We start from the raw sequence: 22,883 nt of genomic DNA, 5'->3' as shown, positions 1-22,883 counted from the left end.
GGGTGAAGCAGCCCGGGTGAAGGCACAACCGGTTCACCCGGCGTCGAGGCCGCGCAGGTGCGCCGTCGCGTTGACGTACCGCACGGACGTGTTGCCGTCGGCGTAGTAGTCGATCGCGCACAGCGCCGCCGGGGACAGGTGCATACGGAAGAGCGCCTCGGGCGGCGCGCCGAGGGCGAGCCGGACCAGGGTCTTGATCGGTGTGACATGGCTGACCAGCAGGACGGTCCGGCCGCGGTGGGCGGCGAGCAGGGCGTCGCGGGCGGCCTCGACCCGGGCGGCGACCTGCTCGAAGCTCTCGCCGCCGGGCGGGGCGGCGGACGGGTCACCGAGCCACGCGGTCATCGCGCCGGGGTCGCGCTGCCGCGCCTCGGCGAAGGTCAGGCCGTCCCAGCCGCCGAAGTCCGTCTCGCACAGGCCGTCCTCGACGGTGACGTCCAGGCCGAGGCGTGCGGCGGCCGGGGCGGCGGTCTGCCGGCAGCGGAGCAGCGGCGAGCTGACCACGGCCCGCACGGCGCCGTGCTCATCCGCCCCGAACGCGCCCTGGCGGTCGGGTCCGTACGGCGCCGGCGGCTGCGGCGTCCCGGCCAACTCCTGTGCGGCCAGCTCGGCTTGCGCCCGCCCGCGTTCCGACAGCTGCGGGTCCCCTCCCCCGCTGCCGGAGAACCGCTGCTGCCCGGTCAGTGCCGTCTCGCCGTGCCGCAGCAGCACGAACGTGGTCGGGGCGCCCAGGTCCGGGGCGCCCCGATCCGGCCGGACCGGGCGCGCGGGCGCGGCCGAGGGGTCGGGCTCGGCCGCAACCACCGCTCTACAGACCGGAGTCGGCGGTGCGCACCAGAATCCGCCGGCAGTTCTCGCAGCGCACCACCGTGTCGGACGGAGCGGACCGCACTTCGTTGAGCTCGGTGATGTTCAGCTCCAACCGACAGCCCTCGCACCGCTTCTGGTAGAGCCGGGCGGCACCGATCCCGCCCTGCTGGGCGCGGAGCTTGTCGTAGAGCTTGAGCAGGTCGTCGGGGACGGCGGCGGCCAGCACCTCGCGCTCCTTGGCGACGGTGAAGCCCTCGGCGTCGATGCCCTCCAGCGCGGCGGTCTTGCGCTGCTCGGCCTCGGCGACCTTCACCTCCAACGACTCGACCCGGCCGGCGAGTTCGGTGCCGCGCTCCTGCGCGTTCTCGCGGCGCTCCATCACCTCCAGGACGACGTCCTCCAGGTCGGACTGGCGCTTGGCGAGCGAGGCGATCTCGCGCTGGAGGTTCTCCAGGTCCTTCGGGGAGGTGACCGCGCCGGAGTCGAGCCGCTGCTGGTCGCGGGCGGAGCGCTGCCGCACCTGGTCCACGTCCTGCTCCGCCTTGGTCTGCTCGCGGGCGGTGTCGCTCTCCTCGGTACGGGCGGCGACGAGCAGGTCGCGGAGTTGGGCGAGGTCGGCGCCGAGCCGGTCCAACTCGGCGTGCTCGGGCAGGTTGCGGCGCTTGTGGTCGAGCTGCGCGATACGCGCATCGAGGGCCTGGACTTCGAGAAGTCGGATCTGGTCGGCGGGCGCGGCGTTCAGCGGGGGGCTCCTGTGCTGCTGGAAGGGAAATTCGGGGACGGCGACGAGTTCGGCGGGCCGGCCGGACCCGGCGTACCGGAGGCATCCGGTACGCCCTGGTCGCTCAACGGGGCGGAGGGCGCGTGGATCGTCCACGGGTCGGTGACCGCCCGCGAGACGTGGGTGCGCAGGTTCCAGCCGTGCCGGTCGGAGATCTCGTCGAGCTGGCCGGCGGCCTGCTCGCACCAGGGCCACTCGGTGGCCCAGTGCGCGGCGTCCACCAGCGCGGGCGGTCCGGCCTGCCGGGCCTCGGAGGCCGGGTGGTGCCGCAGGTCGGCGGTGAGGAAGGCGTCGACGCCGGCCGCGCGGACCTCGGCGAACAGGCTGTCGCCCGAGCCGCCGCAGACCGCGACCGTACGGATGGTGCTGTCGGGGTCGCCGGCCACCCGCACGCCGGCGGCGGTGCCCGGCAGGTCGCGCGCGGCCCGCGCGGCGAACTCGGCGAGGGACAGCGGCGCGTCGAGTGCGCACAGCCGGCCCAGGCCGCGGCGGCCGGCCGGGTCGGTCGGATCGGGGACGAGCGGGCCGGTGACGCGCAGGTCCAGGGCGGCGGCGAGCGCGTCGGAGACCCCGGGATCGGCCCGGTCGGCGTTGGTGTGCGCCACCAGCAGCGCGATGCCGCCGCGGATCAGGTCGTGCACCACCCGGCCCTTGAAACCGGCCGGGCCGACCGGTGCGACGGTGGTGGTGCCGCGCAGGTACAGCGGGTGGTGGGTGACGATCAGGTCCGCGCCGAGCCGTACCGCCTCGTCGACGACCTCCTGGACGGGGTCGACGGCGAACAGCACGCGGGTGACCTCGACGGACGGATCTCCGCAGACCAGGCCGACGGCGTCCCACGACTCGGCCAGCTCCGGCGGCCAGAGGGCGTCGAGAGCGGCGAGGACGTCGGCGAGAGAGGGTGCGGGCACGTTACGAAGGTTACCCGCCGCGCCGGGCGGCCGGGATGCGAGCGGGCAGCGCAGCACAACGGCTCGGATGACGGCGCCGATTCGCGCGGAGCGACACCCTTACGTGTGAAACACCCTGAGCCACGTTGATCGTCATGAAGTACGAAAAGTACGGTCCTGAGCCGGAGGTGGAGAACCCACATGACCGTCGACACCACTGGCACACCGCAGGCCCCGGCCCTTCCGGTTGCGCCCGCCACGACCACTGCGGCACCGACCGCGCACGTGCCGCGCCGTACCGGCTTCACGATCAGCGCGGACGGGGCGTACGCGGCCTGCCTCGCGGAGGCGACCGTGCCGAGCGAGGAGGGCGAGGGCGGCGGCGGCTGGTACGTCGAACGCTGGTCGCTGGACGGGCCCGAGCCGTACGCGGTGGCGCTGCCCGCCACGCAGCCGGAGGAGCCGGGCACGCAGGTGCTGCCGCTGCCGGACGGCCGGGTGCTGGTGCGGCGCGAGGTCGGCGCCGCGAACGGGGGCGCGAACGGGGGCGGCAACGGAGCCTGGAACGGGGGCGGGATCGCCGGCAGGGCAGCGGTCGGAGCGGAATCCGGAGCGGGCGCCGAGGGAGGCGCCGAGGACCGCACCGGGAACGGCGTCGGGGGCAGCGGCGGGAACGGCGGCGCGGACGAAGAGCCGTCGGCGACCGGCGTCGGCCCGGACAGCGGCTCGGGCGCCGGCGTCGCCGCCGGGCCCGGCACCCCCGCCACCGTGTGCCACGACCTGTCCCTGCTCTACCCGTCCGGCACCGGCACCGGCGCCCAGCGGATCGGCGCGCTCGCCGGCAGCGACGTGCGCCTGCTCCCGCCGGCCCCGTTCGGCGCCTTCGCCACCTGCTACGACGCGGGCGGCGGGGTGACCTCGCTGTGGCAGCTGTGCGACGCGGGCGGCGGGAGCGGGGGCGGCCCGGTCCACCTCGTCACGGTGCCCGGCCGCTGCACCGGCGGCGCCTGGCTGGACCGCGCGGGGCGGCTGCTCGCGCTCGACCGCGAGATGGACGGGCGGACGAAGGCGGTCGTGGTCGACCTGCACGCCGGCCAGGTCAGCCCGTTGCTCCAGCTCACCGAGGACAGCGACGACCGGCTGCTGCTCGCCGAGCCGGACAGCGGGCTGATGATCGTACGCAGCGACGCCACCGGTGAGGCCCGGCTCGGCTGGGGCGTGCTCGGCAGCCGCCACCCGGTCCGCTTCCCCGACACCCTGCGGGTCGCCGGCGCCCTGCTCTCCCCGGTCGCCGCGCAGCCGGGGCAGATCCTCACCCCCGAGGCGTGCGTGGTCGCCTTCCGTTCGGCGGTCCCCGGCGGCGGCTCGTCGCTCGCGCTGTGGCGGCCGGGCGAGCGCCGCCTGCACTGGCGCCCGGCCCCCGCGGACTGGCTCGGCCCGGCCGCCCGCTGGCTGCCGCGCTCCCCGCTCCACCTGCCCACGCCCACCGCCCTGCACCCGTACGACCCGCCGCCGGTGGCCGCCCCGGCGCCGCTCGCGCTGCCCGCGCCGCGGGTGGTGCGGGCCCGCGCCCTTCCGCCGGCCCGCCGCCCGCTCGCGGTGCTGCCGCTGCAGAAGGCCCCGCTGACCCCGGTCGCGTGACGCTCGATAGAATCAGCCGGGTCACCCAGGGTGAGCATCCCGAGTGAGCACGTAGTCATGTGGGTATACGGGGAGAGCACGAAGATGTCGGACGCGACCAGGGCCGATCACGTGCGCAGCCAGGCGCACCAGAGCACGGACGAGGACACGTCGGGACGCCACCGTGGTGAGGCCTCGGCGGAGGACAGCGAGGCGGCGGCGCCGCACGGCAAGCACCGCCGCGAACAGTCGGACTGACGCCGCCCGCCCCCGTCGCCGTCTCGACGGGCGGCGCGGGGCGACGGCTCGTGCCGAAGGGCGGACCGGGCGGTCCGCACGGCCGCTCGGACCGGCGCGGCGCGGCATGGCACCGGCGGGCCCGTCGGGTGCCGCATTCCGGATTCCGGGGGGAAGCGATGGCGGAGCGCTGGGGCCTGATCGTCGAGGAATCGAGGATCAAGAGCTACCACAACATGCTGACCGAGCTGCTCACCACCGTGCTGGAGGTGTTCACCGGCAGCCGCGAGGAGGCCCTCGCCCGGCTGGAGAGCCACGCCACCAGCTACCAGCCCCGCCGGATGCGGTTCCCTCCCAGGACCCGGCTGTTCCGGACGGCGGACGGCTTCCTGCTGGTCTGCGGTGACGCACCGAGCGAGTACGACAACGGCTACTCCTTCGTCTGCCGCTTCACCGTCGCGGAGTTGCTGCGCGACAGCGAGGACACGCGGCGGGTGGCCGAAGCCGAGGCGCGGGCCCAGGCCGAGGTGAAGGCCCGGTTGAAGGCCGAGGAGCGGGCGGCGAAGCGCCGCGCGCGCCGCGGCTACTGATCCGGCGCGGGCCGCACCCAGGACATTTGTCCCGGCCACCCCACCACATTCGCGTCTGCCGGGCCGCCGCCGCCCCGCCGTAGCTTCATGGACATGGCGGATACCTCTTCACTCGCGCGGTCGGCGGGCCCCACGGCCGCGGCGCCCACCCCTCCCCCGGCGGTACGGTTCTCGGCCGTCCACAAGCACTTCGGCCCGGTGCACGCGATCGCCGGTGTCGACCTGGACATCGCCCGCGGCCAGACCCTGGCGCTGCTCGGCCGCAACGGCGCGGGGAAGTCCACCGCGATCTCGCTGATGCTCGGCCTCGACCAGCCGGACGGCGGCGAGGTGCGGCTGTTCGGCGGGGCGCCGCAGGACGCGGTCAGGGGCGGCCTGGTGGGCGCGATGCTCCAGGACGGCACCCCGATCCCGCGGGTGACCGTCCGCGAGTGGGTCGGCTTCGTCGCCGCCACCTACCCGCGGCCGATGCCGGTCGCCGAGGCCCTCGCGCTCGCCGGGATCGGGGAGTTGGCCGGGCGGCGGGTGGACAAGCTCTCCGGCGGGCAGGCGCAGCGGCTGCGGTTCGCGCTGGCCGTCGCGGGCAACCCGGCGCTGATCGTGCTGGACGAGCCGACCGCCGCGCTGGACGTGGAGGCGCGGCGCGGCTTCTGGCGCTCGATGCGCGGGTACGCGGCGCGCGGCAACACCGTGGTCTTCTCGACGCATTACCTGGAGGAGGCGGACGAGAACGCGGACCGGGTGCTGGTGATCGACCGGGGCCGTACCGTGGCCGACGGCAGCGGCGAGCAGATCAAGCGGGCGGTCGGCGGCACCCTGGTCTCCTTCGACCTGGCCGGGCAGGGCAGCGCGGGGCTGCGCGACCTGCCCGGGGTGACCTCGCTCGAAGTGCGCGGCGACCGCGCGGTGCTGCGCAGCGCCGACTCCGACGCGACGGTGCTCGCGCTCGCCGCGGCCGGCCGGGTACGGCGGTTGGAGGTGGCGGCGGCGAGCCTGGAGGAGGCGTTCCTCAGCCTGACCGCCCACCCGGACCCGGGCTCGGGCTCGGGCTCGGGCGCCGCCCCGGCCACGCCCAAGGACTCCGCCGCCGGCTCCGGGACCTCCCTGGCGGTGACCCGATGAGCGCCCCCGGCAAGGCCCTCGCGCCCGTACCCGGGGTGACCTCGCCCGAAGCTGCGGGGCGCGAGGAGGCGGGGCGCGAGCCTGCGGGGCCCGCGGCTGCGCCCGAGGTGTACGGTCCGCCCTTCCCCCGCCCCGCCTCCTACCTGCGGCCGCTGCTGGAGTACGTCCGGCTGGAGGTGCGCCGCACGCTGCGGGACGGCGGGTACGCCGTGATGGGCGTGGTGATGCCGGTGGCGATGTACCTGCTCTTCACCAACCTCGGGGTGGGCGGAGACGCCGACTTCAGGGGCGACTACGCGCAGTACTCGATGATCGGGATGGCCGCGTACGGGGCGCTGGGCGCGGCGCTCGCGGTGGGGTCGGGGGTCGCGGAGGACCGCGGGCGCGGCTGGCTGCGGCAGTTGCGGGTGACGCCGCTGCACCCGGTGCAGGTGGTCGCCGGTCGGGCGCTGACCGCGGGCGTCACGGTACTGCCGGCGATCACGGCGGTGCTGGCCGCGGGCGGCCTGGTCAACGGCGTGCGGCTGGCGGTGTGGCAGTGGCTCGCGGTCGGGGTGCTGCTGTGGCTGGGCACCATCCCCTTCACCCTGCTCGGCCTCGGCAACGGCTACGCGCTGACCGGGCAGGCCACCGGCGTGGTGAGCATGGCCTGCATGATGGGTCTCTCGGTGATCGGCGGGCTGTGGATTCCGGCCGGCGCCTTCCCGCCCTGGCTGCGCGCGATCTCCCGCTGGACGCCCACCGCCCGCTTCGGCGACCTGGGCTGGAGCGTCCTGGAGCACCATGGCCCCGGTTTGGGTACGGTGGCGGTGCTCGTCGGCTGGCTGCTGGTCTTCGCCGGTTACGCGGTGTTCGCCTACCGGCGCGGGGCGCGTACCGCATGACCACCACCACGCCGCACGTGCGGGCGCCGCGCGAACCCGACGCGGCGCGACACCGGACGGGGACGGGGATGGCGGTGGACGCGAGACAGGCGTCCGGCACGGCGGACGGCGCCGTGCCGGACCAGGACCAGGACCAGGACCAGCACCGGAAGCGGAGCCAGGCCGGCGGCCGGGCCATGACCACGGACCCGGACCCGGTCCGGGACACGGAGTGCCGCAGGAAGATGTGGTGGCGCCGGTCCGAGCGGTTCGAGGACGAGATCGACCAGCTCAGGAAGCCCGACGGCAAGGCGCTGATCCCGTGGCTGCTGATGGCGGTCGGCCCGGCCAGCGACCTGTTCAACGGCCGGGTCGGCAACCCCTGGCCGGCCGGCGCGGGGCTCGCCCTGTTCTGCGTGCTGTACGTGCTGACCGTGCGCTCCGCGTTCAGCCCGCGCCTGGGCTCCGGGCCGGTGCCGCTGCGCCTGCTGGCCTGCCTGGGCGCGACCACCCTGGCGCTCTCGATCGGCTACGGCGGCAACTTCGCGCTGCTGTTCGTGCTGGTGTCGCTGTGCGTGGGCAGCGTGGCGAGCAGCCGCCGCGTCCTGGGCCTGATGCTGATCCCGACGAGCGCCGCGGCCGGGATCGTCTCGGGCCTGCACCACGAGAGTTTCTGGTCGACCACCAGCCTGTCGTACGGGACGTTCCTGTCCGGGCTGGTGGTGTCGGTGATCATCACGCTCTTCCAGGCGGTGGACCAGCTTCGCTCCACCCGGCAGGAGTTGGCCCGGGCCGCGGTCGCGCAGGAACGGCTGCGGTTCTCCCGCGACCTGCACGACCTGCTGGGGCACACCCTGTCGGTGGTCGTGGTGAAGTCCGAGGCGGCCCGCCGGCTCGCCCCGCGCGACCTGGACGCGGCCCTCGCGCAGGTCGCCGACATCGAGGCGGTCGGCCGGCAGGCGCTCACCGAGATCCGCGAGGCGGTCACCGGCTACCGCGAGGGCAGCCTGTCCACCGAACTGGACCGGGCCCGCTCGGCGTTGACCGCCTCCGACATCGAGGTGGTGGTCCAGGAGTCGGGCCCGCCGCTGCCGCCGCAGACCGAGGCGCTGCTCGGCTGGGTGGTCCGCGAGGGCGTCACCAACGTCGTACGGCACAGCCGCGCCTCGCAGGCCACCATCGAACTGCGCACCGGCGGGGGCCACGCGCACCTCACCATCACCGACAACGGGATCGGCCCCGCCGCGGCCACCGCGCCCGACCCCCACCTGCCCACCGGTAGGGGCACCGGCCTGCGCGGCCTGACCGAGCGCCTCGCCGCGGCCGGCGGCTCCCTGGCCTCCGGTCCGGCCCACGGCGGCGGCTTCCGCGTCGCCGCGGTCCTCCCGGTGGAGGAGGAGGCCCCGTTGTAGACGACCGGCGCGCGGGTGCCGGGTCAGGCGCGGTTGACGCGGCCGGCTATCGCATGGGCGACGACCAGGTAGACGGCCGCGGGCAGGCCGTAGTTGAGGACAGTGCGCCACTTGGCGTTGTCGACGGTGAACAGGTCCTTCGACCAGGTCGCGAGCCAGTTCGCCGCGTGGTGGACCCAGTTGACGAGGTCGTTGGCGCGGTTCGCGTCCAGGACGAAGAAGATGATCCAGAGGATCAGGATGAGTGCAGCGATGTCTGCGGCGATGAGGATGATCACCGCGGCGGGGTTGCCGCCATACCGTCTGGCCATGGCTGTCGCATTGCCCGGTTGGGGTCGGTGAAACCTGGCACGGACGGCCGTGGTTGTGGTGGACCTGCCACCCGCGGCGGTCGGCGGATCAGGTCCGCCCGCCGTCGACCCGTACCGGTCCGCGCCGCTCGTAGACCGTCACCCGGCGGCCGCGGACCCGTACGTCCGCGACCGGGGTGAAGTACTCCCGGAGCACGGCGAGTTTCACCCGGTCCCGTGCACCGGGGGCCTGCCCCGCGGCCTGCGCCGCGTCCGTCACCAGCAGGATGCGCGGCCGGGCCAGCATCGCGGCCCTGATCCGCGCGGGGGTGGCCTCCCGGCCCTCCAACGTCCCGGACCGCGTGGGGCCTTCTTCCAGGGCGACGTCCCGCAGACCGGTGAAGTCGCCGGGGCAGACGTACGCCGAGTCGCGCCGCCAGGTGGGCACGAAGACCACCCCGTCCCCGGGCGACTTCATCCGTGCCACGTCCGCCGCGGCCGACACGACGTCGTCCACCCGGCTGGCCGGGGAGCGTTCGGCCAGCGACTGCGGGAGCAGTGCCAGCGTGGCCAGGGCGAGCGCGACCGGGACCAGCCGCGGCGCCGCCGTCGGGAAGCGCGGAGTGGCCGCGCGCACCGCCGCGGCCAGTCCCGCGCCGACCAGCAGCGCCAGGCCGAGCAGGCTGAAGACGACATACCGGTCGAGGTACAGCGGATGGGCCACGGACACGCCGACCAGGCCGAGTTGGGGTACCGCGAGCAGCGGGAGCCCGACCGCCGCCGCCGACAGCCGGCCCGCCCGCGGCCGGTCGACGGCGGCCCCGACGGCGCCGATCGCCACCAGCACCACCGGGCCGATCAGCATCTGCCAACTCAACGGCGGTATCCACGCCACCTGTTGGGCCTGGCGGCGGCTGAAGAGGATCAGCGGCAGCACCCCCGCCGTCGCGGCCACGGCCGCCGTCAGCCAGCGTGTCCACACCTCGCGCCCGGCCCGCGTCCACGCCAGGGTCGCCAGGTGCGCGGGCAGGATCAGCAGCGACAGCCAGTTCAGCAGCCCGCAGGCCAGGACCGCGGCGCCGTAGGCCGCCCAGCGCCGCCGGCGCGCCGCCCCGGGGGGCGCCTGCAGGAGGGTCACCAGCAGGAGCGTCGAGATCCCGGCGCCGGCCGTGACCATCGCGTACGGGCGGCCCTCCTGGAGGTAGAACTGCACGGCCGGGAGCAGCCCGAACACCATCCCCGCACCCCGGCCCGCCCAGACGCCGGCCAGCCGGTGCCCGACTTCGGCCACGCAGCCGGCCGCCACCGCCATGGCCAGCACCGACGGCAGCCGCAGGGTGGTGGTGCTCGCCCCGAAGCACACGAAGCACTCGTGCATCAGCAGGTAGTACAGGCCGTGCACGGCGTCGATGTTGCCCAGCATGTGCATGATGTCGGCGGGCGACCGCTGGGCCGCCTGCCAGGTCGCCGCCTCGTCCCGCCAGACGCTGTCCTGCCGGGAGATCCCCCACCACCCCAGCGCCAGCGTCCACAGCACCGGTAGCGGCCATACGGGCATGCGTCGCCCGGGAACGTCTGTACGAACTGTCACGGACTGTAGGACGCGGAAAATCCGCCACACGTTCTCTGAGCTGCACATTCCGCATGTAGAGGTCTGCCCGCGCGGAGGTCTCGACGGCCGGCGGCACACGGCGGGTGACGGTCCGCGCCCTCGGCCGGTGACGGACCGGCCGGCGCCCGCCGCGGCCCTCCGTACGGGTGTCCCCCGCTGGCGGCCCCGTGGCGGCCGGGTGATGCTGCGGGAGCGGGCGCACCGCCCGTACACCCCCACGCTCCGGAGGTACCCGTGCCGACCGGCTTCCCCGTGCGCCGGGCGCTGACCGCCCTGCTCCTGGCCGCCGCCCTTCTGGTACTGCCCGCGTGCGGCAGCGACACCGCCTCGACCGCCTCGCACGCGTCGAGCAGCAGCCCGAGCCCGACGACGAGCGCGCAGCGGCAGAAGCTCGCGAAGACCCGTTTCGTGGCGAACGCGGGGCTCGCCGCCGGGGCGACCTACCAGTGGATCGTGAAGCCGTACAAGGCCGGCAAGTTCAAGAAGGGCGCGCACGGGCGGACCGTCGCGCTGATCAAGGCGGGCCTGGCCGGCACCTTCGCCTACAACCGGCTCAAGGCGGCCTCGGTGAACGCCAAGGGCGACCCGACGCTCAACAGGCTGATGGCGCCGGTGACCGCGGGCATCACCGCGCTCAAGGACCTGCCGTCCAAGCTGCGCAAGGGCGAGAACCCGGACTCGACGGTGAACAGCTTCAACGACGTGATCAACGAGGTCAAGGACGCCGGGAAGAGCGCGGGCGCCGACGTGAAGGAGAAGGTGCCCTCGCTGTCCCAACTGGGAAGCTGACAGCGGCAGCGGCAGCGGCAGCGGCTCCGGGGCTGCGGCGCTCCGGCGCCCCTTGGACGCGCCGACGGCCGGCCGTCCCCCTCGTCGAAGGGGGACGGCCGGCCGTCGTGTGGTGCCAGGTACTGAAGACCGTGCCCGCCCGGCGAACCGGCCCGACACCGTAAGGCGCCCGCGTGGACGCCCGCGGGTCAGCCGCGCTGGATGCCGCTGCTGTCCTGGAGGACGCCGCGGCGCCCGTCCTGGGTCTGCGCGATGAGCGCCTGGCCGCGCTGGTCCACCGCGAGGTACCAGGTGCCCGGGGCCAGCTCGGCGATCTGCCCGCCGCTGCCGTCCTCGGCGAACAGCGGCCGCGGCACCGGCACCGCGAACCAGAACGCGGTGAAGTCCGCGGACGGGGTCGGGGCGGCGGTGGTCGGCTGCGAGTGCACGTTGGGGGCGGGGGCGCCGCCACCGTACGGCGGCTGCGGGGCCGGGGCGCCGCTGTAGGCCGGGTCGACCGACTGGGCGCCGCCCGGGTAGCCGTAGCCGGCCTGCGGCGGGGTCATGCCGTAGGGCTGCTGCGGGGCGCCGACGCCGTACGGCTGCGGCTGGCGCGGGGCGCCGGCCAGCGGGGCCTTCAGCGCGGGCAGCCGGCTGTTGAGCACCGCGGCCACGGCGATCACGATGCCGAAGATGAGGGTCAGCCAGGCGCCGACCTTCTTGTCGACGCTGTCCTGGTTGTTGAAGAGCGTCGACCACACCGCGGTCCAGCCGACGAACAGCGACAGCGCAATCGTCCACTGGTCCAGGGTCAGACCCAGCAGCTGCCGGCCCGCGAGCTGCCCCGACCGGGCGAAGAGCAGAGCGGCGGCGGCGATCACCGCGGCCAGCGTCACCGACGGCAGGATCGGGAAGGTGGCCGAGTGCCACAGGTTCTGCGAGCTGTGGGAGACGCCACCGGCCACGGAGTAGCCGCTGGGGTAGCTGTAGAACGGCAGGAAGGAGGCGATCAGCAGCAGCGCCGCTGAGCCGATCACCAGGCCGTCTCCTCGGGTCAGGGAGCGGATGTTCACGTCGGGTCCTGTCCTTTGCGATGCGAGATGCGGGAAACGGTTCGTCGGGGCGGGAAACGGTGCCCCATCGTACGGGTGTGATCTTTGGCCGGGTGTCAGGTATGGGTCTTGGTGCACGATCCATACCGGACTGCTACAGCCCTGTCACCTCTTCCCGTCGGCAGGCCCCGCGGGGGAACCCTCGAGAAAGGCGGTGAGGCCGTCGGCGATCCCCTGGGCGGCGCGCTGCCGCCAGGCGGGGCTCGTCAACGACGCGGCGTCCTGCTTGTCACGCATGTTGCCGCACTCGATGAACACCTTCGGCACGGTGGAGAGGTTGAGCCCGCCGAGGTCGTCGCGCACCATCAACCCCTTGCCGCCGCCGAGGTAGTTGGCGAAGGGCTCCCCGGTCGCCGCCTTGAAGTGCGCGCGCAGCGTGGTGGCCAGCCGCAGCGACGGCGCGGCGATCGCACGCGTGTCGGCGGTGCCCGCGTGCAGCGACTTGGGCGCGATCACATGGAAGCCGTGCGCGCCGGCGGGCGCGCCGTCCGCGTGGATGGACAGCGCGGCGTCGGCGTGCGCGGCGTTGCCGATCCGGGCCCGCTCGTCGACGCAGGGTCCGTACGGGCGGTCGCCGTTCTGGGTCAGGAGGACCTTCGCGCCGCGCGCGGCCAGGATCGTCCGCACCCGCCGGGAGACGTCCAGGGTGTAGGACGCCTCCGGGTAGCCGGCGTTGGTCTCGGTGCCCGTGGTGTCGCATTCCTTGCGGTTCGTCCCGATGTTCACCAGCCGGTTGATCTCTTTGGTGTGCTGGTAGTTGGTCGGGTTGTGCCCGGGGTCGAGCACGACGACCCTCCCGGCCAGGGGAAGCGTTTCAGCAGACGGCGTCGCCGGGGAGGGAGCGGAGGCTGTGCTGCCGGGCGCGGCCGTGCCGGCGCCGGCGTTCCTCCCGTCGGCGGCTCGCGCGCTGCCGGTGCTGTGCGTGCCGCCGGAACCGGAGCCCGAGCCCGCCGCTGATCCGCAGCCGCTCAGAAGCACCGCCGCCGCCACCACGGCCGCTGCGACGATTCCGCCGCCACGACCGCCCCCGTGTGACCCGTTGCTGAACACGCCCGCGACTCTATAGGCCCGAGCTGTCACCTTGCACCCTGCGTTACTATTTGCGGCCGTCCGCGACTCCGGCAGGCCCGTCGAGGCTCCCGCTCCCCCGCCGCAGCACCCGCAGCGTGCGGGTCACCGACACCTCGGCGAACGCCCCGGAGGCCAGCGCCCGCCGGTAGACGCGGTAGGGCGCCTGGCCGCCGTCGGCCGGATCGGGGAAGACGTCGTGGATCACCAGCAGGCCGCCCTCGGCGAGCAGCGGCGCCCAGCCCTCGTAGTCGCCGTTCGCGTGCTCGTCGGTGTGACCGCCGTCGATGAAGACCAGGCCGAGCGGCTGCCGCCACACCTTCGCGACCTGCGGCGAGCGGCCGACCACCGCGATCACGTGGTCCTCCAGGCCGGCCGCGTACAGGGTGCGGCGGAAGTGCGGGAGGGTGTCCATCCGCCCGAGTACGGGGTCCACCAGCTCCGGGTCGTGGTACTCCCAGCCCGGCTGCTGCTCCTCGCTGCCGCGGTGGTGGTCGACGGTCACCACGACGGTGCCGGCCGCGGCGGCGGCCTCCGCGAGCAGGAGCGTGGAGCGGCCGCAGTAGGTGCCGACCTCCAGCAGGGGCAGCCCGAGACCGGCCGCGGCCTCCTTCGCGGCGGCGTGCAGGGCCATGCCCTCGTCGAGCGGCATGAAGCCCTTGGCGGCCTCGAAGGCGGCGAGTACGTCCTTGTGCATGCCGCCAGCGTAGGCGCTCCGGCGCCCCGCGGCCGCTCCGCGCATCCGGCCGTGACCAGCAGTGACAGGTCAACTCGTATGGCCTGGAGGGAAGTTCGTGCCTACCCTGGCCGGGTACGTTCCGGCAGGTTCCGCAGGTTCACCAAGCCCGAGGAGTCTCATGTCCGCACCTGGTCAGGCCCATGACATCCTGTCGCCGGAGTTCGCCGAGGACCCCTACGCCAGCTACCGGGTGATGCGGCGGGAGACGCCGCTCGTCTGGCACGAGGCCATGCAGAGCTACATCGTGTCGCGCTACGAGGACGTCGAACGCGCCTTCAAGGACAGCACCTTCACCACCGACAACTACGGGTGGCAGATCGAGCCCGTGCACGGGCGGACCATCCTCCAGATGAGCGGCCGCGAGCACTCGGTGCGCCGCGCGCTGGTCGCGCCCGCCTTCCGCGGCCGGGAACTCCAGGAGAAGTTCCTGCCGGTGATCGAGCGCAACTCCCGCCGGCTCATCGACGGCTTCCGCGGGTCGGGCTCGGCCGAGCTGGTCGGGCAGTACGCCACCCGCTTCCCGGTGAACGTGATCGCCGACATGCTCGGCCTGGACCAGGCCGACCACGACAAGTTCCACGGCTGGTACACCTCGGTGATCGCCTTCCTCGGCAACCTCGCCCAGGACCCGGAGGTCACCGCGACCGGCGAGCGGACCCGGGTGGAGTTCGCCGCCTACCTGCTGCCGGTGATCCGGCACCGCAGGGAGCACCTCGGCGACGACCTGCTCTCCGCGCTGTGCCGCGCCGAGGTCGACGGCACCGCGATGGACGACGAGGACATCAAGGCGTTCTGCAGCCTGCTGCTGGCGGCCGGCGGCGAGACCACCGACAAGGCGATCGCGAGCGTCTTCGCCAACCTGCTGCGCCACCCGGACCAGTTGGCGGCGGTGCGGGAGGACCGCAGCCTGATCCCCCGCGCGTTCGCCGAGACGCTGCGCTACACGCCCCCGGTGCACATGATCATGCGGCAGGCCGCCGAGGACGTGCCGGTGGCAGGCGGCGTCATCCGCAAGGGCAGCACCGTCACCTGCCTGATCGGCTCGGCCAACCGCGACGAGCAGCGGTACGCCGACCCGGACACGTTCGACATCTTCCGGGCCGACCTGAACAGCACCAACGCGTTCTCAGCCGCCGCCGACCACCTGGCGTTCGCGCTGGGCCGGCACTTCTGCGTCGGCGCGCTGCTGGCGAAGACGGAAGTGGAGGTGGGGGTGGACCAGTTGCTCGACGCCATGCCGGGGGTCAGGCTCGCGCCGGGTGAAGTCCCGGTCGAGCGGGGCGTGTTCACCCGCGGCCCGGCGTCGGTCCGGGTGGAGTTCGACCCGGCGTGACCTCCGGCCGGCACCGGCGGCCCGTCCGACATAGGCCGCTCAGCCGGCACCGGCCGCCCTGGCGACATCAGCGGCTCAGCCGACATCAGCGGCTCGTCCGGCGTGCGCCGCTCAACCGACGTACGCCGAGGTGAAGTGGACGGGCAGCACGTCCAGGCCGCGCATCCAGATCGACGGCCGCCAGGCCAGCTCCTCCGGCCGCACCGACAACTCCACGTCGGGCAGCCGGTCGAGCAGCACCTCCACCGCGGTGCCGGCGATCGCCTCGGCCAACTCCGGTGCCGGGTAGGGGCAGCGGTGCTCGCCGTGGCTGAAGGAGACGTGCGCGCTGTTGCCGCCGGTGCCGGCGTGCCCGTCGGGCCGCACCTCGGGGTCGGTGTTGGCCGCGGCCAGCCCGAGCACCACGCAGTCGCCCTGCCGGATCTGCCGGCCGCCCAACTGCGTGTCCCGGGTGGCCCACCGGCCGATGAAGTTCTGCGTCGGGGTGTCCTCCCACAGCACCTCGTTGAGCGCCTGGCCGGCGCTGCCGCGGCCGCCGGACAGGGTGACGGCGAACCGGTCGTCGATGAGCATCAGCCGCAGGGTGTTGCCGATCCAGTTCGCGGTCGGCTGCTGGGCGGCGGCGATCACGGAGATCAGGTCCTGGACGATCTCCATGTCCGCGAGCCCGGCCGGGTGGGCGAGCATCCGGGAGGTCACGTCCGGCCCCGGCACCACGCGCCTGCTGTCCAGCAGGGCCTGGACCCGCTGCTGGACCCGCAGGTAGGCCGCCACCGGGTCCTCGCCCTCGGCCGCGTCCAGCGACAGGGTCAGGTCGCGCACCATGTCGGCGGTCTGGGACTCGGGCAGCCCGCACATCCAGATCGCCGCCAGCAGCGGCAGCCGGTGGGCGTAGTCGGCCATCAGGTCCGCGCGGCCGCGGCCGGCGAAGCCGTTGATCAGCCGGTCGGCGACCTCCTCGCAGTGGCGTTTCAGCTCGAACTGGTCCACTTCGGCGAGCGCGTCGCTGATCACCCCGGACCGCCGCCGGTGCTCGGCGCCCTCGGCGAAGAGCACGGACGGCTGGTAGCCCACGTAGGGCAGCAGCGGCCAGTCCGCCGGGATGGCCTCCCACTGGTTCCAGCGGCGCGAGTCGCGGGCGAACAGCTCGTCGTTGGTGGTGACGTAGTGCAGTTCGCGGTAGCCGAGCACCAGCCAGGCGGGCACGCCGCCGTCGAGCAGCACGGGCGCCACCGGGCCGTGCGCGCGGCGCAGTTGCAGGTAGAGCTGGGCCGGGGTCTGCTGGAACTCCAGGCCGCCCAGCGCCACCGCGCCGGGTCGGGCCGGGCAGTGCGCGGGCGGTGCGGACAGCACGGGACCCGCAGGGGCGTGGTCGGTCACAGGGCCATCTCCTGGGCACGGGACAGGGCGTAGAGGTGGTCGACGAGCGTGATCAGGACGGTCTTGCCGGACTCCCGGTCGCGCGCGTCGCAGTCGATCAGCGGGACGGCGTCGTCGAGGGTGAGGGCGTCCCGTATCTGGTCCAGGGTGTGCAGCGGCGGCCCGAAGTTGTTGCGGGCCACCACGAACGGCAGGCCGTGGTGCTCCAACCGGTCGATGGCGTACCAGGAGTCGGCGACCCGGCGCGGGTCCACCAGCACCACGGCGCCTAGCGTGCCGGAGAAGAGCCGGTCCCACAGGAACCAGAACCGCTCCTGGCCGGGGGCGCCGAACAGGTACAGCACCATCCGCTCGTTGAGGCTGATCCGGCCGAAGTCGAAGGCGACCGTGGTGGTGACCTTGCCGTCCACACCGGTGGTCTCGTCGATGCCGACGCCGGCCTGGGTCATCGTCTCCTCGGTGTTCAGCGGGCGGATCTCGCTGACCGAGCGGACCATGGTGGTCTTCCCGACGCCGAACCCGCCCACGATGACGATCTTCAGTCCGTCGTCCGCGGTGTCGGCCAGCGGCGCACGCGCGAACGGTTCAGAGCCTGCGGAGTCCAACGAGCACCTCCTTCAGGAGTGCGGAGTCGGGCAGCTTGGCGCCCGCCGACGTGCGGGGGTGGCGGGCGGTGACCTTGCCGGCGTCGAGGAGGTCGGCCAGCAGGATGCGCACCACGCTCACCGGCAGCCGCAGGTCGGCCGAGAGCTCCACGACCGCCGTCGGCGTGCGGCAGATCCGCAGGATGGCGACGTGCTCGGACTGCATGCCGGCCGACGGCTGCGACTCGCTGACGATGAGGGCGACCAGGTCCAGCCGCGCGTCGTCGGCACGGCTGCGGCCCCCGGTGACGGTGTAGAGCCGGTCCGGGTTCTCGCCTGCGACGGACCCGCGCGTCATACGGAGTCCTCACCGGGCCTTCGCGGCGGCGCGGTCAGGTAGTCGCCCAACTGCTCCACCAGTTCGCTGGTGTTGTGGCCGATCATCCCGGCGTCGGCGTCCTGCGCGGCCACCACGGCGAGGTGCGCGCCCTCGCCGGCCTCCACGATCACCAGCAGTCCGCCGTGGAACTCGGTCATCGACTGGCGCACGCCGCCACTGCCGTCCCCGAACTCCACGGACGCGCCGTGCGACAGGCTCTGGATGCCCGACGCGATGGCGGCGAGCTGGTCGGCCTGGTCGACGTTCAGGCTCGCGGAGCGGCTCATCTTGAGGCCGTCCCGGGAGAGCACGAGGGCGTACCGGCTACCGGGGGTGCGCTCCAAGAGGCTGTCCAGCAACCAGTCCAGGTTGCGATCGGTGGTCTGCATCGCGGTGGGGGTCCGCCCGGCACTGCTCCGGGTCGCGGGCCCCTTCCTCCAATCTGTCGTCCTGACGGGGGTTCGGGCGTGGCTGCCACGTCTTTACGGCGAAGGGGCGTCGTCCTGCGGCGTGTCCCGCCGCGCGTCACGCGAGCCGGGTCGCGGCGCCTGCGGCCGTACGTCCTCGGGCGCGGCGGCGCGGCCACGGGCGGCCTGCTCGCGCTGGCGTTTGCCCGCAGCGACGAACGCGCCGAAGCGGGCGCCCATGTCGCCGGTGGCGGGCCGGGGTTCGGCCGACGGCGCCTGCGCGGGCATGGGGTGGTCGGCGTCGGCGAGGGTACGGCCGCGGACCCGCTTGGGCAGGACGAACAGGTCGTCGCCGGTGCCGTCGGCGGGGGGCGGGGTGTCGGGGGCGGGGGGCGGGGTGTCGGGGGCGGGTTCGCGCGCGGACTCGGGGTCGGGGGCCGACGCGGGCCTCGACTCGTACGCGGGCGCGGGATCGTACGTGGGCGTGGGCGCGGGCGCGGGATCGTACGCGGGCGAGACCGTGGGTGCGGGCCTGGCCGTGGAAACGGTCGCCGTGGCGCCGGGCGGCGGGGCGGACCAGGCGCTCCCCTCGGCGGGCGCGGCCGGCGCGGGCACGGTCCGTGTGCCGCGGGCGGCCTGCCCTGCCTGCCGCATCGGCAGCCCGCCGGGCCCGATCACGGGTTCGCCGGACGCGGCAGGACCGCTCCCGGCGGGCGCGCCCGTCCGCGGCTCGCCCGACTGCCGGGGCGCCGCGGACCCTTCCGGGTCTTCCCGCGGCCGCGTGATCAGGTGCTGCGGGATGAGCAGCAGCACGCCGGTGCCGCCCCGCGAGGAGGGCCGGAAGTTGACGGTCAGCCCGTACTTCCCGGCCACACCGCCGACCACCGCGAGGCCGAGCCGGGTGCCGGACAGGGTGCCGAGCCGCAGCGGGTCGTGCGAGACGGCGTGCTGCGCGCGGCGCAGCGCCGGCGGGCTCATCACCAGGCCCGCGTCCTCGACGGTGATCACGACGCCGGTGGTCAGTTCCTCGACGTAGATGTGCACGGTCTCGGTCGGGGGCGAGAACCGGGTGGCGTTGTCGAAGAGTTCGGCGAGCGCGTGCATGACGCCCTCGGCCGCGTGGCCGACGACCGCGGCCTTGCTCGTCGAGTGCAGCCGGACCCGCTGGTAGGCGCTGATCCGGCCGATCGCGCCGCGCAGGATGCTCTCCATCACGATCGGCTTCGTCCAGCGCCGCCCGGACCGGCCGCCGGTGAGCACCGCGATGCTGTCGGCCAGCCGTCCGGTCTGGGCGGTGGCGTGGTCCAGCTTGAGCAGATCGCCGAGAACCTCCTGGTCGTAACGGTTCTCCATCTCGCGCAGGTCGGCCATCATCGTCGTGGTCAGCGCCTGGACCCGGCTCGCGGCGTTGGCGCACGCCGCGAGGGTGGCCGCGCGCAGCCGTGAGCCGTTGGCGAGTTCGCCGGTGAAGACCTCCAGGACCCGGCGGTGCCGCGGGTCGGCGAGTGCGGGCGCGCCGGCCAGCGCGGTGCCCGCGGAGGCGCCCGCGCCGAGCCGGCCGACCATCTCCGGGATCGCCTGCTCCACCAACACGGCCGCGTCGGCGCCCAGTTCCTCCAGGCGGCCCCGCAGCCGCTCCGACTCCGCCCGCGCCGCGATCAGTTCGGCGCCCACCGCGTCCGCCTCGGCGGCCATCTGCGCCACCCGCCGCTGGTGCCCGTCGATGTACGCGTCCGACTGGGCGATCCGGCGGCGCAGTTCGGCGGTCCTGCTGTCGGCGTCGGCGAGCCGGGCGGCCGCGGCCCGGCCGCGGTGCGCCATGCTCCCGGCCCACGTGACGGCCGCCACCAGCAGCACGCCGTAGCCGATCGCGACCGCCTGCACCCAGGTCCGCGCGTCCCGCGGGCCGCCCAGGGCGAGTCCGGCACAGGCCAGCCCGCAGACCACCACCGCCCCGAGGGCGAGGGCCGGGGTTCCGGGGAGCGAGCGCGTGCCGGCCGCCCGGCCGGCGGGTGAACGATCTGACATCTATCGGTCCTCGTGATCGGTTGGAGGCACGGCGAGGAGCCAGGGAAGCGGAATGCGCGGTGCGGACCGGTAAGCGGGCCGGTAATCCACCGGCACCGCGACCGGCCGAGGCGATCTGCGTACCGCCCGCGGGTTTTCGGGGGCGATATCAGTGGTCGGAGCGGGAAATCGGTGACGACGCCCACCCGTCGAAGCCCGTATTCGCATGAGGGTTCCCGGACGATCCATGCCATTGCTGATCCGTGGTCGACCCCGCGCCGGGCGCACCTTAACTTCGGCGTGGGCCAGCGTACATGATGGTCCGCCGGCCTCCGGTGACTGCCACTCCGGCCCGGAAGTCGCTCGTTCGGGCGACGTTTTCGGTGAAGCGGCTCCGGATATCAGCGGGGTGCGATAGGGCCGCGCGGGGTGACGGTTCCGATCGGATCTTGTGCCTTCCGGATTATCGCGGAGTGGTGATTATCGCGACCGGGCGGATTTCCGGGGCGGGAATTCCCGCGGCGGCCTTTGGGGGGTGGGGTGTTGGGGGCGACGGCGGGCGGATGCCGGAGGCGACGGCGACGGCGGAGGTCCGCCTCGGGGCCGACCGGGGGCGTAGGTCCCGGGTAGGTCGAAATCCCGATGCCCGGCGGCGGGCCAACCGAGAGGATGGTCGTATGAGCGAACTCCTGGGGCGGCGCGCGCCCGCCTCCCGCACCCGCCGTACCGCGCCTCCCGCATGGGCGGTGCTCGCGGCGGTCTGCGCGGGCCAGTTCCTGGTCGTGCTCGACGTCTCGGTGGTCAACGTGGCCCTGCCGTCGATGCGTACGGCGCTGCGCCTCAGCGACAGCGGCCAGCAGTGGGTGGTGAACGCGTACGCCCTGACCTTCGCCGGTTTCCTGCTGCTGGGCGGCCGGGCCGCCGACCTCTTCGGCCGCAAGCGCACCTTCCTGGTCGGGCTGGGCCTGTTCACCGCGGCGAGCCTGGCCGGCGGCCTCGCGCAGGACAGCTGGATGCTGATCAGCGCCCGCGCGGTGCAGGGCCTCGGCGCGGCGGTGCTCGCCCCGACCACGCTGTCCATCCTCACCACGTCCTTCCCCGAGGGTTCCGAGCGCACCCGGGCGATCGGCACGTGGACGGCGGTCGGCGCCGGCGGCGGGGCGGCCGGCGGCCTGGTCGGCGGGCTGCTCACCGACTACCTGTCCTGGCGCTGGGTGCTGCTGGTCAACGTGCCGGTGGGCGCGCTGGTGCTGGTGGGCGCCGCGCTGTGCCTGACCGAGAGCCGCGCCGACCGGGCCCGCCGGCTCGACATCCCGGGCGCGGTCCTGGTCACCGCGGGCGTGGCCGGGCTGGCGTACGGCATCGCGCAGAGCGAGTCGCACGGCTGGACCTCGACGCGCTCGCTGCTGCCGCTGGTCGCCGGCGCCGTGCTGCTCGCGGCGTTCACGCTGGTCGAGGCGCGTACGGCGGCGCCGCTCATGCCGCTGCGGCTGTTCCGGGTGCGGTCGGTGTCCGCGGCGAACACCGTGCTGCTCGGGTGCGGCGCGGCGACCTTCGGGACCTGGTACTTCCTCTCCCTCTACATGCAGAACGTGCTGCACTACAGCCCGGTACGGGCCGGGGTGTCGTTCCTCCCGCACACCGTCGCCATCATCATCGGCTCCAAGCTCGCGCCTCGTCTGATGGGACGGGTCGACGCGCGACTGGTCGGCGCGGCCGGCGGCGCGCTCTCGGCGGTCGGTCTGGCCTGGCAGAGCACGCTCACCGTGCACGGCGGCTTCGCCGGGACCATCCTCGGGCCGGGCGTGGTCACGATGTTCGGGGCGGGGCTGCTGATGACGCCGATCGCCGCGGCGGCCACCTCCGGGGTCGCCATGAGCGAACAGGGCATCGTCTCCGGCCTGCTCAACACCTCACGGCAACTCGGCGGCGCGCTCGGGCTCACCATCCTCGCGACGGCCGCCGCCGACCGCGCGTCCACCCGCGGCGAGCACGGAGCGGACGCCGCGCACGCGCTCACCGCGGGGTACGGTCTCGCGTTCCTCATCGCCGCGGGGTTCCTCGCGGTCGGCACGGCCCTGATCGCCCTCCTCCCCAACCCGACCCCCAAACCGGCGTAGCTCCTGCGGAGTGCCCAGCCGCCCCGGGGTGCCCCCACGGCCCACGTTCCCCACCCCCGCGGACGCGGTCACCCCCACGGCCCACGTTCCCCACCCCCGCCAGCGCGGGCACCCTCACAGACCACGTTCACCACCCCCGCCAGCGCGGGCACCCTCACAGACCACGTTCACCACCCCCGCCAGCGCGGGCACCCTCACAGACCACGTTCACCACCCCCGCCGACGCGGGCACCCCCACGGAACACGTTCACCATCAGGGGCGCGGGGAACTGCGCGCGCAACCGGCCACCGGCCGGTGGTCCGGCAAACCCGCCGCAGGGGCAGGGCCGGCGGGCCCAGCACACCACCGCTGTGGCTGGCCGCGCAGTTCCCCGCGCCCCCAGGGGCACCCACCCCCGCCGACGCGGGCACCCCCACGGAACACGATCACCCCAGGGGCGCGGGGAACTGCGCGCGCAACCCACCACCAGCCGGTGGTCCGGCAAACCCGCCGCAGGGGCAGGGCCGGCGGGCCCAGCACACCAGCACTGTGGGTGCGATGCCCACCCCCGCCGACGCGGGCACCCCCACGGAACACGTTCACCATCAGGGGCGCGGGGAACTGCGCGCGCAACCCACCACCGGCCGGTGGTCCGGCGAACTCGCCGCGGGGGCAGGGCCGGCGGGCCCAGCGCACCACCGCTGTGGCTGGCCGCGCAGTTCCCCGCGCCCCTGGAAGGAACCGCCGCCCGCGAAGGGCCCCCGCTCCGGGGAGGGCGA

General features: G+C 74.4%; 21 protein-coding genes and 1 pseudogene. 9 read left to right on the top strand and 13 right to left on the bottom strand.

The window, feature by feature from the left end:
- Nucleotides 1–33 precede the first annotated feature (33 nt).
- The 3 genes and pseudogenes from OG896_RS28400 to OG896_RS28390 all read right to left on the bottom strand — a co-directional run.
- Nucleotides 34–879: pseudogene (locus tag OG896_RS28400) on the bottom strand (histidine phosphatase family protein); the annotation flags it as partial.
- On the bottom strand, nucleotides 809–1,552 hold the full coding sequence (locus tag OG896_RS28395) for a zinc ribbon domain-containing protein (RefSeq protein ID WP_328474038.1): 744 nt from the start codon (nucleotides 1,550–1,552) through the stop codon (nucleotides 809–811). The pseudogene OG896_RS28400 and the gene OG896_RS28395, both read right to left, overlap by 71 nt.
- Complete coding sequence (locus tag OG896_RS28390; protein WP_329369876.1) at nucleotides 1,549–2,502, bottom strand: Nif3-like dinuclear metal center hexameric protein; 954 nt, start codon at nucleotides 2,500–2,502, stop codon at nucleotides 1,549–1,551. Before OG896_RS28390 ends, OG896_RS28395 begins: the two co-directional genes overlap by 4 nt.
- A gap of 180 nt (nucleotides 2,503–2,682) precedes the next feature.
- On the opposite strand from OG896_RS28390, the gene OG896_RS28385 reads away from it, so the two are divergent.
- From OG896_RS28385 to OG896_RS28360, 6 genes are all read left to right on the top strand, one after another.
- The gene (locus OG896_RS28385) at nucleotides 2,683–4,122 is read left to right on the top strand and encodes a hypothetical protein (protein WP_329369874.1); all 1,440 of its coding nucleotides are present in this window, start codon (nucleotides 2,683–2,685) and stop codon (nucleotides 4,120–4,122) included.
- 57 nt (nucleotides 4,123–4,179) lie between these two features.
- Nucleotides 4,180–4,359, top strand: coding sequence for a hypothetical protein (locus tag OG896_RS28380; protein ID WP_329369871.1), 180 nt, complete (start codon nucleotides 4,180–4,182; stop codon nucleotides 4,357–4,359).
- A 158-nt stretch (nucleotides 4,360–4,517) separates the two neighbouring features.
- Nucleotides 4,518–4,928 (top strand): hypothetical protein, encoded by a 411-nt coding sequence (locus tag OG896_RS28375; RefSeq protein ID WP_329369869.1) that lies wholly within the window; start codon nucleotides 4,518–4,520, stop codon nucleotides 4,926–4,928.
- Between the two features lie 93 nt (nucleotides 4,929–5,021).
- Entirely contained in the window at nucleotides 5,022–6,050 is a 1,029-nt protein-coding gene (locus OG896_RS28370; protein WP_329369867.1) for an ABC transporter ATP-binding protein, read from the top strand.
- A gap of 152 nt (nucleotides 6,051–6,202) precedes the next feature.
- A complete protein-coding gene (locus tag OG896_RS28365) occupies nucleotides 6,203–6,934 on the top strand; it encodes an ABC transporter permease (RefSeq protein ID WP_329374338.1) in 732 nt (243 codons plus the stop codon).
- A complete protein-coding gene (locus tag OG896_RS28360) occupies nucleotides 6,931–8,325 on the top strand; it encodes a sensor histidine kinase (RefSeq protein ID WP_329369865.1) in 1,395 nt (464 codons plus the stop codon). The genes OG896_RS28365 and OG896_RS28360 overlap by 4 nt, the downstream gene beginning before the upstream one ends.
- A 23-nt stretch (nucleotides 8,326–8,348) precedes the next feature.
- Here OG896_RS28360 and OG896_RS28355 read toward each other — a convergent pair whose 3' ends face one another.
- Nucleotides 8,349–8,636, bottom strand: a complete 288-nt coding sequence (locus tag OG896_RS28355; protein ID WP_329369864.1) for a hypothetical protein — start codon at nucleotides 8,634–8,636, stop codon at nucleotides 8,349–8,351.
- A gap of 88 nt (nucleotides 8,637–8,724) precedes the next feature.
- Nucleotides 8,725–10,173 carry a hypothetical protein gene (locus OG896_RS28350; RefSeq protein WP_329369862.1) on the bottom strand — a complete coding sequence of 483 codons (1,449 nt, stop codon included), beginning with the start codon at nucleotides 10,171–10,173 and terminating at the stop codon, nucleotides 8,725–8,727.
- Between the two features lie 288 nt (nucleotides 10,174–10,461).
- On the opposite strand from OG896_RS28350, the gene OG896_RS28345 reads away from it, so the two are divergent.
- A complete protein-coding gene (locus OG896_RS28345; RefSeq protein WP_329369860.1) occupies nucleotides 10,462–11,016 on the top strand; it encodes a hypothetical protein in 555 nt (184 codons plus the stop codon).
- A gap of 188 nt (nucleotides 11,017–11,204) precedes the next feature.
- Here the strand turns inward: OG896_RS28345 and OG896_RS28340 are convergent, their stop codons facing one another.
- The 3 genes from OG896_RS28340 to OG896_RS28330 all read right to left on the bottom strand — a co-directional run bounded on the left by OG896_RS28340 (nucleotide 11,205) and on the right by OG896_RS28330 (nucleotide 13,872).
- Nucleotides 11,205–12,068, bottom strand: a complete 864-nt coding sequence (locus tag OG896_RS28340; RefSeq protein WP_328463549.1) for a hypothetical protein — start codon at nucleotides 12,066–12,068, stop codon at nucleotides 11,205–11,207.
- Nucleotides 12,069–12,212: 144 nt separating this feature from the next.
- Complete coding sequence (locus tag OG896_RS28335; protein ID WP_443057166.1) at nucleotides 12,213–12,893, bottom strand: N-acetylmuramoyl-L-alanine amidase; 681 nt, start codon at nucleotides 12,891–12,893, stop codon at nucleotides 12,213–12,215.
- A gap of 310 nt (nucleotides 12,894–13,203) precedes the next feature.
- Nucleotides 13,204–13,872: a class I SAM-dependent methyltransferase gene (locus tag OG896_RS28330; RefSeq protein WP_329369858.1), complete on the bottom strand. Its 669-nt coding sequence runs from the start codon at nucleotides 13,870–13,872 to the stop codon at nucleotides 13,204–13,206.
- A 160-nt stretch (nucleotides 13,873–14,032) separates the two neighbouring features.
- Here OG896_RS28330 and OG896_RS28325 point away from each other — a divergent pair, with 160 nt between their 5' ends.
- Nucleotides 14,033–15,247 (top strand): cytochrome P450, encoded by a 1,215-nt coding sequence (locus OG896_RS28325; protein ID WP_329369856.1) that lies wholly within the window; start codon nucleotides 14,033–14,035, stop codon nucleotides 15,245–15,247.
- Between the two features lie 111 nt (nucleotides 15,248–15,358).
- Here the strand turns inward: OG896_RS28325 and OG896_RS28320 are convergent, their stop codons facing one another.
- The 5 genes from OG896_RS28320 to OG896_RS28300 all read right to left on the bottom strand — a co-directional run bounded on the left by OG896_RS28320 (nucleotide 15,359) and on the right by OG896_RS28300 (nucleotide 20,025).
- Complete coding sequence (locus tag OG896_RS28320; RefSeq protein ID WP_329369855.1) at nucleotides 15,359–16,627, bottom strand: cytochrome P450; 1,269 nt, start codon at nucleotides 16,625–16,627, stop codon at nucleotides 15,359–15,361.
- The gene (locus OG896_RS28315) at nucleotides 16,624–17,232 is read right to left on the bottom strand and encodes a GTP-binding protein (protein WP_328463554.1); all 609 of its coding nucleotides are present in this window, start codon (nucleotides 17,230–17,232) and stop codon (nucleotides 16,624–16,626) included. The genes OG896_RS28320 and OG896_RS28315 overlap by 4 nt, the downstream gene beginning before the upstream one ends.
- Nucleotides 17,213–17,569, bottom strand: a complete 357-nt coding sequence (locus tag OG896_RS28310; RefSeq protein WP_328463555.1) for a DUF742 domain-containing protein — start codon at nucleotides 17,567–17,569, stop codon at nucleotides 17,213–17,215. The genes OG896_RS28315 and OG896_RS28310 overlap by 20 nt, the downstream gene beginning before the upstream one ends.
- A complete protein-coding gene (locus tag OG896_RS28305) occupies nucleotides 17,566–17,979 on the bottom strand; it encodes a roadblock/LC7 domain-containing protein (RefSeq protein ID WP_329369852.1) in 414 nt (137 codons plus the stop codon). The genes OG896_RS28310 and OG896_RS28305 overlap by 4 nt, the downstream gene beginning before the upstream one ends.
- Nucleotides 17,980–18,072: 93 nt before the next feature.
- Entirely contained in the window at nucleotides 18,073–20,025 is a 1,953-nt protein-coding gene (locus tag OG896_RS28300; RefSeq protein ID WP_329369850.1) for an ATP-binding protein, read from the bottom strand.
- Between the two features lie 656 nt (nucleotides 20,026–20,681).
- Here OG896_RS28300 and OG896_RS28295 point away from each other — a divergent pair.
- Complete coding sequence (locus tag OG896_RS28295; protein ID WP_329369849.1) at nucleotides 20,682–22,124, top strand: MFS transporter; 1,443 nt, start codon at nucleotides 20,682–20,684, stop codon at nucleotides 22,122–22,124.
- Nucleotides 22,125–22,883 lie beyond the last annotated feature (759 nt).

It is taken from the genome of Streptomyces sp. NBC_00669 (assembly GCF_036226785.1).
In the GTDB taxonomy this organism is placed as follows: Bacteria; Actinomycetota; Actinomycetes; order Streptomycetales; family Streptomycetaceae; genus Actinacidiphila.
The sequence above is the reverse complement of the archived record's forward strand: the minus strand, read 5'-3'. Positions and strand labels throughout refer to the sequence as shown.

Excerpts from the sequence above, each read along its gene's own strand:
- OG896_RS28360 (WP_329369865.1), top strand. The coding sequence starts at position 6,931 with ATGACCACCACCACGCCGCACGTGCGGGCGCCGCGCGAACCCGACGCG.
- OG896_RS28310 (WP_328463555.1), bottom strand. The coding sequence starts at position 17,569 with ATGACGCGCGGGTCCGTCGCAGGCGAGAACCCGGACCGGCTCTACACC.
- OG896_RS28330 (WP_329369858.1), bottom strand. The coding sequence starts at position 13,872 with ATGCACAAGGACGTACTCGCCGCCTTCGAGGCCGCCAAGGGCTTCATG.
- OG896_RS28385 (WP_329369874.1), top strand. The coding sequence starts at position 2,683 with ATGACCGTCGACACCACTGGCACACCGCAGGCCCCGGCCCTTCCGGTT.
- OG896_RS28370 (WP_329369867.1), top strand. The coding sequence starts at position 5,022 with ATGGCGGATACCTCTTCACTCGCGCGGTCGGCGGGCCCCACGGCCGCG.
- OG896_RS28350 (WP_329369862.1), bottom strand. The coding sequence starts at position 10,173 with ATGCCCGTATGGCCGCTACCGGTGCTGTGGACGCTGGCGCTGGGGTGG.
- OG896_RS28380 (WP_329369871.1), top strand. The coding sequence starts at position 4,180 with ATGTGGGTATACGGGGAGAGCACGAAGATGTCGGACGCGACCAGGGCC.
- OG896_RS28355 (WP_329369864.1), bottom strand. The coding sequence starts at position 8,636 with ATGGCCAGACGGTATGGCGGCAACCCCGCCGCGGTGATCATCCTCATC.
- OG896_RS28305 (WP_329369852.1), bottom strand. The coding sequence starts at position 17,979 with ATGCAGACCACCGATCGCAACCTGGACTGGTTGCTGGACAGCCTCTTG.
- OG896_RS28300 (WP_329369850.1), bottom strand. The coding sequence starts at position 20,025 with ATGTCAGATCGTTCACCCGCCGGCCGGGCGGCCGGCACGCGCTCGCTC.
- OG896_RS28375 (WP_329369869.1), top strand. The coding sequence starts at position 4,518 with ATGGCGGAGCGCTGGGGCCTGATCGTCGAGGAATCGAGGATCAAGAGC.
- OG896_RS28325 (WP_329369856.1), top strand. The coding sequence starts at position 14,033 with ATGTCCGCACCTGGTCAGGCCCATGACATCCTGTCGCCGGAGTTCGCC.
- OG896_RS28295 (WP_329369849.1), top strand. The coding sequence starts at position 20,682 with ATGAGCGAACTCCTGGGGCGGCGCGCGCCCGCCTCCCGCACCCGCCGT.